Origin of the sequence: Jannaschia sp. GRR-S6-38 (assembly GCF_029853695.1) — a bacterium.
In the GTDB taxonomy this organism is placed as follows: Bacteria; Pseudomonadota; Alphaproteobacteria; order Rhodobacterales; family Rhodobacteraceae; genus Jannaschia; species Jannaschia ovalis.
This window is the reverse complement of the sequence record NZ_CP122537.1, coordinates 2505150-2520054: the sequence shown is the minus strand read 5'-3', so window position 1 is coordinate 2520054 and position 14905 is coordinate 2505150. Positions and strand designations below refer to the sequence as shown.

Below are 14905 nucleotides of genomic sequence, written 5' to 3'. Positions count from 1 at the left end.
CGGCTTGACACGCGCGGCGCGTCCGTCACCCTCGCGCCCGAGACCATGGGAGGATGAGAGATGATGACGTTCCGGACCACGCTGGCCGCGCTGACCCTGGCGGCCCTGGCCCTGCCCGCCGCCGCGCAGGAGCGGGTGACCTACAAGTCGGCCAAGGCCGGTTCCAGCTACTACCAGATGGGCGTGCAGCTCTCCGAGGCGCTGGACGGCGCCGCCGACATGACCATCGAGGAGAGCCAGGGCTCGGTCCAGAACGTGATGGAGGTCCGCGCCCGCGGCGCCGATTACGTCTTCACGTCGCCGCCGGGCCTGATCGCCGCCGCGCAGAACGCCGCCGGCCCCTTCGACGGCAAGGGCGACCCGGCCTTCGACGGCATCCGCGCGCTCTTCCCGATCCCCTCACTGACGATGCATTTCGTCGTCTCCGAAGAGAGCGGGATCAACAGTTTCGCGGATATGGCGGGCAAGACGATCCTGCTCGGCTCCGGCAGCTTCGGCGCCCGCGAGGGCGAGAAATATCTCGGTCTCTTCGGCGTGGCCGACGCGGTGGACATCGCCGACGCGGAACTGTCGAACGCCGTCGCCGCGCTCAAGAACGGCCAGATCGACGGCTTCGTGACCGCGGGCTCCTACCCCGCGCCCAACGTGATCGAAGCCGCCGCCTCGACCGGCGTGCGCGTGCTGTCGCTGTCGGACGAGCAGGTCGAACAGACCGGCCGCACCCGCCTCGTGATCCCCGCCGGGACCTATGCGGGGCAGGACGCCGATGTCGTGACCACCTCGCTGCCGGTCGTGGCCTACGCGACCGCGGCGATGTCCGAAGACACGGCCTACGCCCTGACCCGCGCCTATTGGGAGAACAAGGACGCGCTGGGCGGGGCCGCCGCCTGGTGGAACGGCGTCGCGCCCGAGATGATCGGCGCCGTCACCACGCAGATCCACCCGGGGGCCGCGCGCTACTACCGCGAAATCGGCGTCGCCCTCCCCGAGAGCTGAGCGCTGCGGGGCGCGCCCGGCCCGGCGCGCGCCCCCGGCCGCGGCCCGCCCATGACCCTCGTCGTCCCCGTCGCGCCCGCCCCCGGGATCGCCGCGCGCCCGCTCTGGGTGGCGCTGGGCGCGCTGACGATCGCTGCGCATCTGGGGCTCATCCTCTACGGGCTCGTCCCGAACCTCGTGGCGCGCCCGCTGCACATGGCGCTGATCCTGCCCTGGGTCTTCGCCCTGCCCGCCGCCACCGCCGGGGCCCGCGCGCGCGGCTGGGCGCTGGCGGGCGCGGGCATCGCCGCCTGCCTCTGGATCGCCTGGAACCATGCCGCCCTGCGCGACCAGTACGGCTTCCTCGAAGGCCCGGGCCAGATCGCGCTGGCGGCCTTCCTGCTGCTGCTCGCGCTTGAGGGCGCGCGGCGCATGATCGGCTGGCCCCTGCCGCTCGTGGCGGCCGCGACGCTGGCCTACGGGCTGCTGGGCCAGCACATCCCCGGCAGTTTCGGCCATTCCGGCACGCCCCTGGCCAGCTTCCTCGGCACGCTCACCATCGCCGAGGGCGGGCTCTGGGGCTCGCTCACCGGGGTCTCGGTGGGCGTGGTCGCGGTCTTCGTGATCTTCGGCGCGGTGCTCAACGCGGGCGAGGCGGGCGCGGGGTTCATGAACCTCGCCGCCGCCGCCGCGGGCCGCCTGAAGGGCGGCGCGGCGAAGGTCTCGGTCCTGTCCTCGGCGCTCTTCGGCTCGATCTCGGGCTCGGCCTCGGCCAACGTGGCCTCCACCGGCGCGGTCACGCTGCCTACGATGACGCGGCTGGGCTACCCGCGCAGGCTGGCCGGCGCGGTCGAGGCGGTGGCCTCCTCGGGCGGGCAGATCATGCCGCCCCTGATGGGCGCGGGCGCCTTCGTCATGGTCGAGCTGACGGGCGTGCCCTACACCGGCATCATGGCCGCGGCCTTCCTGCCCGCGATCCTCTATTTCTGGGCCGTCTGGGTCGGCATCGACGGCTACGCCGCGCGTTTCGCCCTGCGCGGCCTCGCGCCCGAGGAACGGCCCGCCCGCCGCGACGTGATCGTCACCTCGGGCTTCTTCCTGATCCCCTTCACGATCCTGCTGACGATGATGTTCGCCGCAGGCTTCACCCCGCAATACGCCGCCGTCGCCGCCATCGCCGCGGGGTTCGGGCTCCTGGCCTTCGACGCCGAGGGCCCGGCCCTGCCCCGCCTGCCCGCGCGCCTGGCCGAGGCCTGCGTCACCGCCGGGCGGCAGGTGGCGATGATCGCGGCGATCATCCTCTGCGCCTCGATCGTGATCGGCGTGCTCGGCATCACCGGTCTCGGCGTCAAGCTGACCTCGGCCATCCTCGCGGGCGGGGGCGGCACGCTCTGGGGCGCGCTGATCCTGACCGCGCTGGCCTGCCTTCTGCTGGGGATGGAGGTGCCGACCACCGCCGCCTACGTGATCTGCGTCTCGGTCGCGGGCCCCGCCCTGATCGAGCTTGGCCTTGCGCCGCTGCAGGCGCATCTCTTCGTCTTCTGGTTCGCGCTCCTGTCGACGATCACCCCGCCGGTCTGCGGCGCGGTCTTCATCGCCGCGGGGATGGTGGGCGAGAACTGGCTGCGCGTCGCGCTGACCGCGATGGCGCTGGGCCTCGGGCTCTACCTGATCCCGCTGGGCATGATCGCCAACCCGCAGGTGATCGGGCTGGCCGCGCGGCCGGGCGCGGCGCTTCTGGCCTTCGCGGTGATGGCGCTGGGCCTCGCGCTGGTCAGCCGCGCCGTGGTCGGCCGCGGCCATCCCGCGCTGCGGCTGGTCCTCGGCGGGGCCGGCCTCGCGCTGCTGCTGGGTCAGTCCGCCCTGGCCTGACCGCGCGCCTCGCCAGGGATGAACCCTTCCGCGTCGCCGAGGAACAGGCCGATCTTGCGGAATTTCGGGATCGCGTCGCAGATCACCTTGATCACGATCAGAAGCGGCACCGCCACCACCATGCCCATGACCGACCAGGTCCAGGCGAAGAACGCGACTGACAGGAACACCATGACCACGTTCAGCCGCAGCCGCTGGCCCACCAGCGACGGCGTCACAAGCTGCCCCTCGAAGGCCGTCAGCCCGTAATAGGTGGCGAAGACGCCCAGGCCCGCCCAGGGGTCGGCGAAGGCGACATAGGCGATCACCCCCGCGATCAGCGAGCCGATCACCGCCCCCACGAAGGGGATGAAGTTGAGCAGCGTGGCCATCAGCCCGATCAGCCACGGGCTCGGGACGCCCCACCACCACATCGCGATGCCGATGCAGACGCCGAGGCCGATGTTGATCAGCGTGATCGCGCCCAGGTAGTTGCCCAGCCGCGCCTCGATGGTGCGCACGGTCTGCACGGTCTTCTTCTTGTCCTCGAACCGGTCGGCCACGCGCACGGCCTTCTGGATGAACAGGTCGCCCGAGGCGGTCAGGAAGAACAGAAGGCAGATCGCGAAGACGACCTGGCTCAGCAGGCCGGGCGCGACGGTGAAGACGGTGGTGGCGATCCCCGCATCCGAGACGACCTCGACCTGCATCGGCCGGGTGGCGCCCGCCTCGCTAAGCGCCTCCTCGGTGGCCTCCGCGGCGGCCGAGAAGGCCTCGAACGGGCCGCCCGGGCCCGTCAGCTGCCCCATCAGCCGCGTCAGCAAGCCGGGAATGTCGGTCACGAATTCCTGGATCGGGGTCGCCAGCATCATGCCGCCGAAGACCAGAACCCCCGCGATCACGATGGTGAAGATCGCCGCCGCGACGGGCGCCGGCAGACCCACGCGCGCCAACCCGCGGCGCGGCGCGTTGAGGATGAAATAGCCCAGGATCGCGCTGGTCACCGGGATCAGGAAATCCGAGGCGAAAATCAGGCCCTGGATCAGCAGAAGGACGAAGATGCCGGTGATCGGCACCGCGAGCGGGTGGCGCTGCGCGCGCGCCGCCTCGGCGGCCACGGCCCGGTCATGCGCGGTGGCGCCCGTCGGGGCCGGGACGGCCTCCGCGGCGGCCATATCGGGCGCCCCCGGGTCCGTGCCCCGCGCGACCAACCCCTCCGCTTGGGCCTGCGAGCCATGCGGCTCGGCCAGGGTGGCGGGGTTATTGCGCGGGGCCGACATTGTCGGCTTTCACGGCGCCGCGATGGCCCATCGGCTCGCGGATCCCGGTCGTCGTGTCGCGCGCGGTCTGCGCCTCGATCTCGGAATTCAGCTCCGCGCCCAGAAGGATGACGACAGCCGAGATCCACATCCACAGCAGCATCACCACGACCCCCGCGATCGAGCCGAAAGTTTCGTTGTAGGAGCCGAAATTCGACACGTAGACCGAGAAGCCGATCGACGCGATCAGCCACAGCAGCGCGGCGATCAGCGTGCCCGGCGCGAGCCAGCGGATCTTGGCGGTCTCCCGATCGGGCCCGTAGCGGTAGAGCACGCCCAGCCCGAAGATCACGAGGAGCGCGAGCGGGATGTATTTCACCCATTGGATCAGGCGCTCGACCCACGGGGCGAAGGCCACGAAGGACAGCACAATCGGCACCACGACGATCAGAACCGCCGCGACCAGGACGCCCAGGATGATCAGCACCGTCATCAGGATCGTCAGCGCTTTCAGCTTCACGAAGCTGCGCGTCTCCTTCTCGTCATAGGCGAAGTTGATGCCCTCGATCAGGCTGCCCACCCCGGCTGAGGCCGACCAGAGCGCGATGCCCAGGCCCAGCACCAGGCCCAGCGTCAGCCCGCCCTGCTGGCTGCCCGCGACCTCGGTCGCCTGCGCCATCAGGATCTCGCTCACATCCGAGGGCACGACCGCCGTGACGCCTTCCAGCGCCGAGACCAGCTCCTGCGGCTCGTAGAGAAGCCCGGTGATCGACATCAGCGCGGTGATCGCCGGAAAGACCGCCAGCAGCCCGTAGAAGGCCACCCCGGCGGCGATCAGCAGCACGTGGTCCTTGCTCACTTGTCCCGCGACGCGGAGGGCAATATCCTTCCAGCCCCGCGCCGGGATGCCTTGCGGATGGGTCGCGTCGCGGCCGCGGCCCGGCTGGGCCTCGGCGATCTCGGCGGCGGTAGCGTGGCGCGGCGGCTCGGCCATGTGCGGGAATTCTCCGGATCTCGGGATCGTGCGACCAAACAACGCAAGGCGGGCGATGGCGGTTCCTCAGCCGTCGGGCGCGAGACGCAGGATCAGCGGCAGGTGGTCCGAGCCGACATCCGGCCCCAGCCGGAATTCCTCCAGCACGACGTCCTCGGTCACCAGCGCCTGGTCCAGCGGGAAACTCAGCATCAGGCTGTCCGGGTCGAAGCTGTTGAGCAGGCCGCGCCCCTCGCGCGGATCCAGAAGCCCGCCCAGATCGCGGAAGCGCTGCGCGGCCCGCGACCAGGGGACGTCGTTGAAATCTCCCACCGCCAGCGCCGCCGCGTCGCCGCGCCGGGCCAGCTCGGCCGCGCGCTCGATCTGGCGGTCTCGCTGCTGGCCGTCGGTCCGCGGCACCGGCGGGCGCGGGTGGATCGCGGTGATCTCCAGCGGGCCGGAGCCGGTCTCGACCGTGGCGATGGCGAAGGGCGCCTCCTGGCCTTCCAGCGTGACCGTCTCGACCCCGGTGGCGGGCAGCCGGGTGGCGAGGATCAGGCCGTAGCGGTCCTCGGTGATCGAGCGGGCCTGCGTCGGATAGCCCGCCAGCGTCCCCTCCAGCGCCGCGGCCCAGTCCGCATTCGTCTCCATCAGCACCAGCACGTCCGGATCGACCGCCGCGATCAGCTCGCGCGTGGCGGCGAAGTCGCGGTTCGATTGCAGCACGTTGAACGACAGCACCGTCACCCCGTCATCCGCCTCCCGCATCGCCACCGCCTCGCCCGCCCCGGCCGCGTAGGGCCGCAGCCACGCCCCCTGCCACATGACCACGCCGATCATCCCCACGGCCACGATCCAGCGGCCCGCGCCGCGCAGCGCGAAGGCCAGCGGCAGGGTCAGCGCGGCGAGCACCAGGATATGGACCCGAGGGAATTCCCAGGCGCGCACCCACCAGAAGGTCGCCTCCCAGAGCGGCAGGAGCGTCACCGCCATGAGGGCCAGGGCGAAGGCGCCGATCAGCAGGCGCAAAGCGACGCCGATCATCGGGCCACCTCCGCATCCGCGGGCAGCCCGAAATGCGCCCGCAGAAGCGCCACGTTGCGCCGATTGGCCTTGATGCCCACGTCGAACAGGTCGCCCACGACCGGGATCGAGCCCAAGATCCAGTCCACCCCGGTGTTCAGCGCCATCCGCGCCTTCAGCCCCGCCGGCGCGCCCATCCGGTGCGCCTCCAGCCAGATCCAGGCGGCGGGGACCAGCGTGGCGACGTCGCCCACGCCCGGCACCAGCCCGATGATCGAATCCCAGCCGAAGCGGATCCGCGTGCCCGGCAGGCGGAACCGGCTGTCGAGCTGGACGGCCAGCCGCTCCAGCCGGGCGAGGCGCGCGGCATGGTCGGCGGGCGGCGGGGCGGGGCGCGCGGGGGCGGCGGTTCGGGAGCTTTCCATGCCAACCCTACGCGGCGGGGTGTCGCAGGGTTCCGGCCCATCGGCCCGGCCCCGTTCCAACAGCCCCGCCCGCGCGCGCCCATCCACGTGGCCCCGCCCGCCCATTGCCCCCGGCCCCCCCCCGGCCTAGCGTCGCGCCAAAGGGGAGGACGCCATGGTCGCAGGCATCGAGGGGCAGGTCGCGGTGGTCACCGGCGGCGCGCAGGGCATCGGGCTGGCGGTGCTGCGCCGGCTCAAGGCGGCGGGCGCGCGGCTGGCCAGCTGGGACGCGAACCCGGCCGAGAACACCAAGATGGCCGCCGCCGAGGGCGTGCTGGCCGTCGATTGCGACATCGCGGATTACGCGGCCGTCGAGGCCGCGCTCGCCCGCACGACCGAGGCGCTGGGCCCGCCCGCGATCCTCGTGAACTCGGCCGGGATCGCCGGGCCCAACATGCCCGTGGCCGAATACGACCCGGCCACCTTCGCCCGGATCGTCGCGATCAACCTGAACGGCACCTTCCACACCAACCGCGCCGTCGTGCCCGGCATGGTCGCGGCGGGCTACGGCCGCATCCTCAACATCGCCTCCATCGCCGGGAAGGAGGGCAACCCGAATGCCTGCGCCTATTCCGCCTCCAAGGCCGGCGTGATCGGCTTCACCAAGTCGCTCGGCAAGGAACTGGCCGGCCACGACATCGCCGTGAACTGCGTCACCCCCGCCGCCGCCCGCACCCCGATCTTCGACCAGATGAGCCAGGAGCATATCGACTACATGCTCTCCAAGATCCCCCGGAACCGCTTCCTCGAGGTCGAGGAGGCCGCCGAGATGATCGCCTGGTCCGTCTCGCCGGCCAACAGCTTCACCACCGGCGCCGTCTTCGACCTCTCGGGCGGACGGGCGACCTATTAGCGCTCAGGACGCGACGCGGGCCGCCGCGGCGAAGGGGCTCAGACCCAGCCAGTCCTGCATGCTGGCCGCGAGGCCCGGGTCGCCGTCGAACGCGATCCGGTCGCGCGGTCCGGCCAGGGTCCATCGGGCTTCCAAAGTTCGCTTGTGGACTGGCACCCGGTGACCGGCCGCCGGTCAAGTTACTTAAATGCAACGCCGGCACCGTTGCAGGCATGGCGTTAATAAAAATGCGTTCCCGCTGACGAGCCCCCGCCTTACCCAGTGTAAGGACTGAACTGTTGGGGAATGGTATGCAGTATCTCAAGACTATGGCAGGCGCCGCGATCGGCGCCATCGGATTCGCGGGTGCCAGCGGCGCAGCCGGGATACCTTCCGAGCTGCCAGCCGATACGATGGTCATCTCGGCGGCTCCCGTATCCTGGTCTGGCCCCTACGCAGGTGCCAACCTGGGCTTTGGCGGTTTTGGCACCGGCGTTACAGACCTCGCGGATGACATGTTCGACGGCGAGGGTGCCGAAATGAACTTGTTCGGCGATGACTTCTTCGGCGGCGTGCAGGCCGGTTTCAACATGTCGTCCGGGCGTCTGGTTTATGGCGTGGAAGTCGATATCCAAGGGACCGGTTTCGACGAAACCGGATTCATGGACGGCGACGATCATCGCGCGGCCGCATCCTGGAACTGGTTCGCGACCCTCCGCGGTCGTGCGGGTGTCAGCGTCGATAACAGCCTGCTCTACGTGACCGGTGGTTTGGCCTATGTCGACGCAGACTATTGCGGTTCGGATGGCGATTGCACGACCGACGGAGACGACCAGCTCGCTTTCACCGACGGTCGCCTCGGTTACGCGGTCGGCGCGGGGGTCGAGACCAAGCTTTCCGGAAACCTTTCGATGAAGGCCGAATACCTCTACATCGACGTACCCGAGTTCCAGAAGCCGTACGACGACGACGAAGTCGCCTCTTTCGCGACGCAGGCGCATCTCTTCCGCCTCGGCCTGAACTATCATTTCGGTCAACCAAGCACGAGCCTTGCGGCGTCTTCGGTATCCTTCCAAGGCGGCTACGTGAGTGCGTTTGGATCCTTCGGAGGAGCAGGCACCGGCGTGATTGACCTTGACGGCGACATGTTCGATGGCTCCGGCAAAGACGAAGCCGAAATGAATGTCTTCGGAAATGGCCTCGGCTTCGGCATCGGCGGCGGCTACGATTTCGATCGCGGCGATTACGTCCTCGGTATCGTCGCGGACATTCAGGGCTTCTCCTATGGCGAGTCTAGCGGTATCGACGAAGACCACTTGGCGTCCGGCGCCTGGAACTGGATTGCCACCGTCCGGGGACGCGCCGGACGCAAGTTCGGAAAGTCGCTTCTCTACGGAACGGCGGGTATTGCCGCGATCAACGCCGATTTCTGCGGTGCTGACGGAAGCTGCATTACCGACGGCGACGAAGATCTCGCCTTCGATAAAACCGTCACTGGCTATACCGCGGGCTTCGGCGTCGAGACGCAACTTTCCTCGAAGATCTCGCTGCAAGGCGAATATCTGTATCTCGATGGTGACGATTTCACCGAGGCTTACGACGACGATCAGTTCGCCAATTTCCGCACGAGCGGTCATCTGTTCCGGGCGGGGCTGAATTACCGCTTCTGACACGGAGTCAACAGCGTCCTTGAGCAGCGGCTTCGCGATGCGGAGCCGCTGCTTTTCCTTTAAGGATCGGGACTGCCAGCTTCCGTCCCGAAGTCCTGATCTTCGCCGCCCGCTACGCCGGCGACATGGCCGAGGGCGAGAACGCGATGGCCGAACTCCGCGGCCTGGGCTCGCCCATCGCCGACGTGATCTCGCCCCATCCGTTCACCGGCTGGCAGGCGGCTTTCGACCCGCTGCTCGCGCCCGGCGCGCGCAACTACTGGAAGAGCCACGACTTCAGGGAGCTGGACGACGCGGCGATCGACGCCATCCTCGACGCGGTGGCGGACCTGCCCGACCCGGCCTGCGAGATCTTCATCGCCCATGTCGGCGGCGCCATGGCCCGGGTCGCTCACGACGCCACCGCCTTCCCGCAGCGCGACGCGCATTTCACGATGAACGTCCACACGCGCTGGACCGATCCGGGGCTCGACGACAGCTGCATCAGCTGGGCCCGTGACCTCTACGAGCGCGTCGGACCCTTCGCGGCGGCCAGCGTTTACGTCAATTTCGTCCCCGGCGACGATCCCGGCCGCCTGGCCGAGGCCTATGGCGGCAACATGGAGCGCCTGCGCCTCGTCAAGGCGCGCTACGACCCCGAGAACCGCTTCCTCGTGAACCACAATATCGAGCCGGCGACAGAACCGGTCGCCGCGGAGTGACGACACCCGGCGCGCGCTCCTATGCGCGTGCCGAACCCCGTCCGACACGGATCACCCGCAGATCACCCGTGGATCATACGTGAAATTCCGCACAGACCGCGGCCATCTGGATGAGAATGGTGCCCCCACACGGACTCGAACCGCGGACCTACTGATTACAAATCAGTTGCTCTACCAGCTGAGCTATAGGGGCGCCGCTCTTCACCTAGCCGCGTCGGCGCGGGCCAGCAAGAGGACGGCGACGAGGCCCACCGCGGTGATCACCAGCGCCGCCGGCGCCGCCTGGGCCAGCCGCTCCAGGGACGCCTGGTCGTGGACCCGCGTGGCCAGCGTGTCGAAGCCGAAGGGCCGCAAGAGCAACGTCGCGGGCAGCTCCTTCACGGCATCAACGAAGACCAGGAGCAGCGCCATCGCCACCGAGCCGCGCATCAGCGGCAGGTGCACGGCCCGCAACGTTCCCAGCGGCCCCCGCCCCAGCGAGCGCGCCGCCATCGGCAGCGCCGGCGGGATGCGGCCCAGCGCGGCATCGGCGGCGCCCTGCCCGATCGCGAAGAACCGCACCGTGTAGGCATAGACCAGCGCGGCCATGCTGCCCGTCAGCAGAAGGCCCGGGTCGCGCCCGGTCAGCGCCAGGATCCCGTCGGCCACGCGGTTGTCCAGCGCCGCCAGCGGGATCAGCACGCCCAGCCCCAGCACCGCCCCCGGCGCGGCATAGCCCACGGTCGTCACCGGCAGCAGCAGCCGCGGCAGGGTCCGGCCGGTCATGCGCACGCCGTAGACCATGAAGAGCGCGAGCCCCACGGTCACCAGCGCCGCGACGCCCGCGACGGCCACCGTGTTCCACACCGCCGCCGCCAGCCCGGGGGCCAGCCATCCGTCTGCGGCCACCACCGCGTGCCAGCCCATGACCGAGACCGGGAAGACGAAGCCCAGAAGCACCGGCGCCGCGCAGGCCGCCGCCGCCGCCACCGCCGTCCGCCCGCGCAGGCGGGTCCGGGTCACGGGCCGCTGCGCGCGCGGCGCCTGCCAGAACCGGCGGCGCCGGCGCGAGGCGCGCTCCAGCGCGATCAGGGCCGCGACCAGCAACAGGATCACGCAGGCGATCTGCGCCGCGCCGCCGGCATTGCCGCCCGACAGCCAGACCGAGAAGATGCCCGTCGTCAGCGTCTGCACACCGAAGAAATCGACCACGCCGAAATCGTTGACCGCCTCCATCATCACCACCGCCGTGCCCGCCGCGATAGCTGGGCGCGCGAGCGGCAGCCCCACGCGGGCGAAGCGCGCCCAGGGCCCCGCGCCCAGCGCACGGGCGACCTCGAATCCCGCGCCCGACTGCTCGGAGAAGGCGGCGCGGGCCAGCAGGTAGACATAGGGGTAAAGCGACAGCCCGATCACCAGGATCGCCGCGGGCAGCGAGCGGATGTCGGGAAAGGCGTAATCCGCCGCGCTCCGCCAGCCGAAGGCGGCGCGCAGCGCGGTCTGCACGGGCCCCGCGTAGTCGAGGAAATCGACCAACGCGTAAGCCCCCACATAGGCCGGGATGGCGAGCGGCATCAGCAGCGCCCAGGCCAGCACGCGGCGGCCGGGAAAGTCGTGCATCGCCACCAGCCAGGCCGTGCCCGTGCCCACCACCGCGGCCAGCGCCCCGGTGCCCGCCATCAGGATCAGCGTCGTCGTCAGGTAGCGCGGCAGGACCGTGGCCATCAGGTGCGGCCAGATGTTCTCGGTCGGGTTCACCGCCAGCCAGCCGACGGCCAGGATCGGCACCAGCACCAGCGCCGCGATCACCGCCGCGCCCACCGACCAGAGGTCGGGGCGGCGCAGCGACAGGCCGCGAACCTGAGCGTTTCCGTCGGACATGGCAACGCGCCTAGTCCATTGCCGTTTGCCTGTCCAGCGGCCCGCCGCTAGGGTCCGCCGCGGGGACGGAAGGGACGGCACGCTTTGGACATCGCCATTCATCTCGGGGCGCATTGCACCGACGAGGATCTGATCGCGAAGACGCTGGGCCGCAACGCCGCCGCGCTGGCGAAGGCCGGCGTCGTCGTCGCGCCGTCGGGACGGATGCGGCCGGCCATCCGCAAGGCGCTGCAGGCCCGCGGCGGCAGCCTCGTGCCCGGCGCCGCCGATGGGCTGATTGGCGAGATGCTGGGCGGGATGCCCGACCCCGCCCCGAACCGGATCGTTCTGAGCTACGAGGGGTTTCTCGGCGTCTATGCCAAGGTGCTGGGCGGCGACGCGCTTTACGGTGATGCGGGCACGCGGGCCGAGGGGCTGCGCGACCTCTTCCCGGGCCAGGACGTCCGGTTCTACCTCGCGATGCGGAACCCGGCGACCTTCATCCCCGCGCTCTTCCGTGCCTCCTCGGTCGAGGATTTCGAGAGCTTCATCGCCGGGCAGGATCTCGCCGCGCTGTGCTGGTCCGAGCCGATCGAGGCGATCCGCGCGGCCTGCCCGGACGTGCCGCTGACGGTCTGGTGCAACGAGGACCTGCCGCTGATCTGGCCCGACCTGCTGCGCGCCGTCGCGGGGGTGTCGGGCGAGCTGAAGGGCGAGGACGCGATCCTGCGGCAGATCATGACGCCCGCGGGCTTCGCCCGGCTGGAGGTCTATCTGCGCGACAACCCGACGCGCGATCTCGCGACCCGGCGCAAGGTGGCCACGGCCTTCCTGCGCAAATATGTCGACGAGACCAAGATCGACGAGGAGATCGCCCTGCCCGGCTGGTCGGAGGAGATGATCGCCGGGCTGACCGCGCTCTACGAGCAGGATCTCGACCGCATTCGCGGCCGCGCCGACGTCACCTTTCTCCAGCCCTGAGACGCGCCCGCCGGGCGGGCGCGCGGACGGGCCGTCAGCTCATGCCCAGCGCTTCCTTGTACATCTCGAGGATGGCCTCCTCCTCGGCGATGTCGTCGGGCTCGCGCTTGCGCAGCGCGATGACCTTGCGCATCACCTTGGTGTCGTAGCCGCGGCCCTTGGCCTCGGCATAGACCTCCTTCACCTGCTCGGCGATGTCCTTCTTTTCCTGTTCCAGCCGCTCCACGCGCTCGACGAACTGGCGCAGTTCGTCCGCGGTCACGCGGTAGGTGTCGGCGGGGCCCGTGTCGCCGTCGTCCACGACCTTGAGATCGGCCATCGTCGCTGCTCCTCTTGTCCTGTTGGAAGCACTTCGGTAGCGCCGGGCGCAGGGCGATGCAACGAGAGGGTTTTGCGACATGGCGGCACTGGTCTGGATCGGCGCGGCGCTGACGGTCGCGGGGCTGGCGGCGCTTCTGGCCTGCATCGTGGTGGCCGCGCGCGCCCGGCGCGAGGGGCTGGAAGGCGCGGCGATGGAGGCGCGGCTGCGCAAGCTCGTCGCGTGGAACCTCGGCGCGCTGGCGCTCTCGGGCATCGGGCTAATGATGGTCGTGGCGGGGCTGTTCCTCGGCTGAGGGCCCGGCGGCCGCGACCCCGCGCCGGCCGGGCGCGGCCACGCCGGCGCTCGCCGCGTCCTACCCCTCCGGCACCTCCGGCGGCGTCTTCTCGCCCCGGTCGAAGGCCTCCCAGCCCTCGCCGTCGAACACGTCCACGCCCAGCTGCGCCAGCACATGCGGGAAGTCGACCATCACCCAATTGTCGACGATCTTGCCGTCCACGACCTTCCAGAAATCCATGTAGCGGATCTCGACCCGCTTGCCGGTCGGCGCGATCCCCATGAACGGCCCGCGATGCGTTGCCTCCTGCCGCCCGAAGGCCGCGGCCCATTCGCCCATGTAGAGCCGCGCCTCGTCGATGCAGACCTTGTCGCCGAAGGCCGCCTGGAAGGGCTGCTGCCAGTTCCGCTGGAACTCTCGCAGGCCGCGCTTGGTGCCGCAGCCCCGGTTGCCCATCCAGCGGAAGCTCTCCGAGAAGAACTCGCCGATATCGGCGATGCGGTGGTCGTTCAGACCGTCCACCATGCCCTCGATCACGGCCCGTGTGGCCTCGGTCTTCGACAGGTCCGTATCGCGGGTAAGCGCGGCCTGTTCGGGGCGGCTGCCTTTCATGGGGACCTCCGGTTGCCGGTGTGGATCGAGCGGCGCGCGGCGCGGCCGGGCGGGGCTCAGCGCGCGAGCCGCTCGCCGGATTTCGCGTCGAACAGGTGGCAGATCGCGGCGGGCACATGCGCGGAGAAGGGCGCGCGGATGTGGGTGCGGAACTCCTTCGGGGCCTTCACCGCGAGCAGCGCGCCGCCCGCGCGCATCGTGACCATGGTCGAATCGCCCAGCAGCTCCATCGAATAGACCGGCGCCTGCACCTCGCCCGCCCCGTCCTCGGCCAGCCCGGCATCCTCGGCGCGAAAGCCGCAGACGACCGGGCCCTTCACGCCCTCGAAGCCCGGGATCTCGACCCCGGCCGCGTGGAAGGTGCCGTCCACCACCTCGCCCTCCATCAGGTTCATCGCCGGGCTGCCGATGAAGCCCGCGACGAAGGTGTTGGCGGGGTTGTCGTAGATGTCGGTGGGCGTGCCGACCTGCTGGACGACGCCCTGCTTCATCACCACCACCCGGTCGGCCAGCGTCATCGCCTCGATCTGGTCATGGGTGACGTAGATCGTCGTCACCTGCAGCTCGTGGCTCAGGTTCTTGATCTGCGCCCGTGTCGAGACGCGCAGCTTGGCGTCCAGGTTCGACAGGGGCTCGTCCATCAGGAAGACCTTGGGCGTGCGCACGATGGCGCGGGCCAGGGCCACGCGCTGGCGCTGTCCGCCCGAGAGCGCGGCGGGCTTACGGTCGAGGAAGGGCACCAGCTCGACCATCTCGGCGGCGCGCTGCACGCGCGCCTCGTGCTCGGCCTCGGGCACCTTCCGGACCTTCAGCGGGAAGCGGATGTTCTCCCAGACGTTCATGTTGGGGTAGAGCCCGTAGGACTGGAACACCATCGCCACGTCGCGGTCCTTCGGGTCGAGATCGTTGACCCGCCGCCCGTCGATCACGATGTCGCCCGAGGTCGGATCTTCCAGCCCCGCGATCATCCGCATCGTCGTGGTCTTGCCGCAGCCCGAGGGGCCCAGCAGCACCAGGAACTCGCGATCCGCGATATCGAGGTCGAAGGCCTCGACGCCGACGAAATCGCCCCAGCGCTTGGTCACCTGCTTGAGCTGGATGCCGGCCATGTCGCCTCCGTGATTTCAGC

Annotated in this window: 16 protein-coding genes and 1 tRNA gene; 7 read left to right on the top strand and 10 right to left on the bottom strand. The window is 70.2% G+C overall.

All coding sequences use genetic code 11. The features are described from left to right. Window positions 1-63 precede the first annotated feature (63 nt). Together P8627_RS12960 and P8627_RS12955 are read left to right on the top strand one after the other, a co-directional pair. On the top strand, window positions 64-996 hold the full coding sequence (locus P8627_RS12960) for a TAXI family TRAP transporter solute-binding subunit (protein ID WP_279967468.1): 933 nt from the start codon (window positions 64-66) through the stop codon (window positions 994-996). A gap of 51 nt (window positions 997-1047) precedes the next feature. Further along, window positions 1048-2847 carry a TRAP transporter permease gene (locus P8627_RS12955; protein ID WP_279964559.1) on the top strand — a complete coding sequence of 600 codons (1800 nt, stop codon included), beginning with the start codon at window positions 1048-1050 and terminating at the stop codon, window positions 2845-2847. Here the strand turns inward: P8627_RS12955 and P8627_RS12950 are convergent. The 4 genes from P8627_RS12950 to P8627_RS12935 all read right to left on the bottom strand — a co-directional run bounded on the left by P8627_RS12950 (window position 2829) and on the right by P8627_RS12935 (window position 6506). Next, window positions 2829-4106 carry an AI-2E family transporter gene (locus tag P8627_RS12950; protein ID WP_279964558.1) on the bottom strand — a complete coding sequence of 426 codons (1278 nt, stop codon included), beginning with the start codon at window positions 4104-4106 and terminating at the stop codon, window positions 2829-2831. The genes P8627_RS12955 and P8627_RS12950 overlap by 19 nt on opposite strands. Continuing rightward, complete coding sequence (locus P8627_RS12945; RefSeq protein WP_279964556.1) at window positions 4087-5079, bottom strand: YihY/virulence factor BrkB family protein; 993 nt, start codon at window positions 5077-5079, stop codon at window positions 4087-4089. Before P8627_RS12945 ends, P8627_RS12950 begins: the two co-directional genes overlap by 20 nt. 66 nt (window positions 5080-5145) lie before the next feature. Beyond that, window positions 5146-6102 carry an endonuclease/exonuclease/phosphatase family protein gene (locus tag P8627_RS12940; RefSeq protein WP_279964555.1) on the bottom strand — a complete coding sequence of 319 codons (957 nt, stop codon included), beginning with the start codon at window positions 6100-6102 and terminating at the stop codon, window positions 5146-5148. After that, on the bottom strand, window positions 6099-6506 hold the full coding sequence (locus tag P8627_RS12935) for a DUF4112 domain-containing protein (protein WP_279964554.1): 408 nt from the start codon (window positions 6504-6506) through the stop codon (window positions 6099-6101). Before P8627_RS12935 ends, P8627_RS12940 begins: the two co-directional genes overlap by 4 nt. 154 nt (window positions 6507-6660) lie before the next feature. Between P8627_RS12935 and P8627_RS12930 the strand changes: the two genes are divergently transcribed. Continuing rightward, a complete protein-coding gene (locus P8627_RS12930) occupies window positions 6661-7398 on the top strand; it encodes an SDR family oxidoreductase (protein WP_279964552.1) in 738 nt (245 codons plus the stop codon). Window positions 7399-7401: 3 nt separating this feature from the next. On the opposite strand, the gene P8627_RS12925 is transcribed toward P8627_RS12930, so the two are convergent. Next, window positions 7402-7533, bottom strand: a complete 132-nt coding sequence (locus tag P8627_RS12925) for a hypothetical protein (RefSeq protein ID WP_279964551.1) — start codon at window positions 7531-7533, stop codon at window positions 7402-7404. A gap of 155 nt (window positions 7534-7688) precedes the next feature. On the opposite strand from P8627_RS12925, the gene P8627_RS12920 reads away from it, so the two are divergent. Further along, on the top strand, window positions 7689-9047 hold the full coding sequence (locus P8627_RS12920; protein WP_279964550.1) for an outer membrane protein: 1359 nt from the start codon (window positions 7689-7691) through the stop codon (window positions 9045-9047). Between the two features lie 125 nt (window positions 9048-9172). Continuing rightward, window positions 9173-9748 carry a BBE domain-containing protein gene (locus P8627_RS12915; RefSeq protein WP_279964548.1) on the top strand — a complete coding sequence of 192 codons (576 nt, stop codon included), beginning with the start codon at window positions 9173-9175 and terminating at the stop codon, window positions 9746-9748. Window positions 9749-9865: 117 nt separating this feature from the next. Here the strand turns inward: P8627_RS12915 and P8627_RS12910 are convergent. Both P8627_RS12910 and P8627_RS12905 read right to left on the bottom strand, forming a co-directional pair. Next, window positions 9866-9941: transfer RNA gene (locus tag P8627_RS12910), tRNA-Thr, on the bottom strand. An 8-nt stretch (window positions 9942-9949) separates the two neighbouring features. Beyond that, on the bottom strand, window positions 9950-11608 hold the full coding sequence (locus P8627_RS12905; protein ID WP_279964547.1) for an ABC transporter permease: 1659 nt from the start codon (window positions 11606-11608) through the stop codon (window positions 9950-9952). Between the two features lie 84 nt (window positions 11609-11692). On the opposite strand from P8627_RS12905, the gene P8627_RS12900 reads away from it, so the two are divergent. Continuing rightward, window positions 11693-12568 carry a hypothetical protein gene (locus P8627_RS12900; protein ID WP_279964545.1) on the top strand — a complete coding sequence of 292 codons (876 nt, stop codon included), beginning with the start codon at window positions 11693-11695 and terminating at the stop codon, window positions 12566-12568. Window positions 12569-12602: 34 nt separating this feature from the next. Here P8627_RS12900 and P8627_RS12895 read toward each other — a convergent pair whose 3' ends face one another. Continuing rightward, window positions 12603-12887: a DUF2312 domain-containing protein gene (locus P8627_RS12895; protein ID WP_279964544.1), complete on the bottom strand. Its 285-nt coding sequence runs from the start codon at window positions 12885-12887 to the stop codon at window positions 12603-12605. Between the two features lie 79 nt (window positions 12888-12966). On the opposite strand from P8627_RS12895, the gene P8627_RS12890 reads away from it, so the two are divergent. Next, the gene (locus P8627_RS12890) at window positions 12967-13182 is read left to right on the top strand and encodes a hypothetical protein (RefSeq protein WP_279964543.1); all 216 of its coding nucleotides are present in this window, start codon (window positions 12967-12969) and stop codon (window positions 13180-13182) included. Between the two features lie 60 nt (window positions 13183-13242). Here the strand turns inward: P8627_RS12890 and P8627_RS12885 are convergent, their stop codons facing one another. Next, a complete protein-coding gene (locus tag P8627_RS12885) occupies window positions 13243-13776 on the bottom strand; it encodes an ester cyclase (protein ID WP_279964542.1) in 534 nt (177 codons plus the stop codon). Window positions 13777-13832: 56 nt separating this feature from the next. Continuing rightward, on the bottom strand, window positions 13833-14885 hold the full coding sequence (locus P8627_RS12880; RefSeq protein ID WP_279964541.1) for an ABC transporter ATP-binding protein: 1053 nt from the start codon (window positions 14883-14885) through the stop codon (window positions 13833-13835). Window positions 14886-14905: the final 20 nt, after the last annotated feature.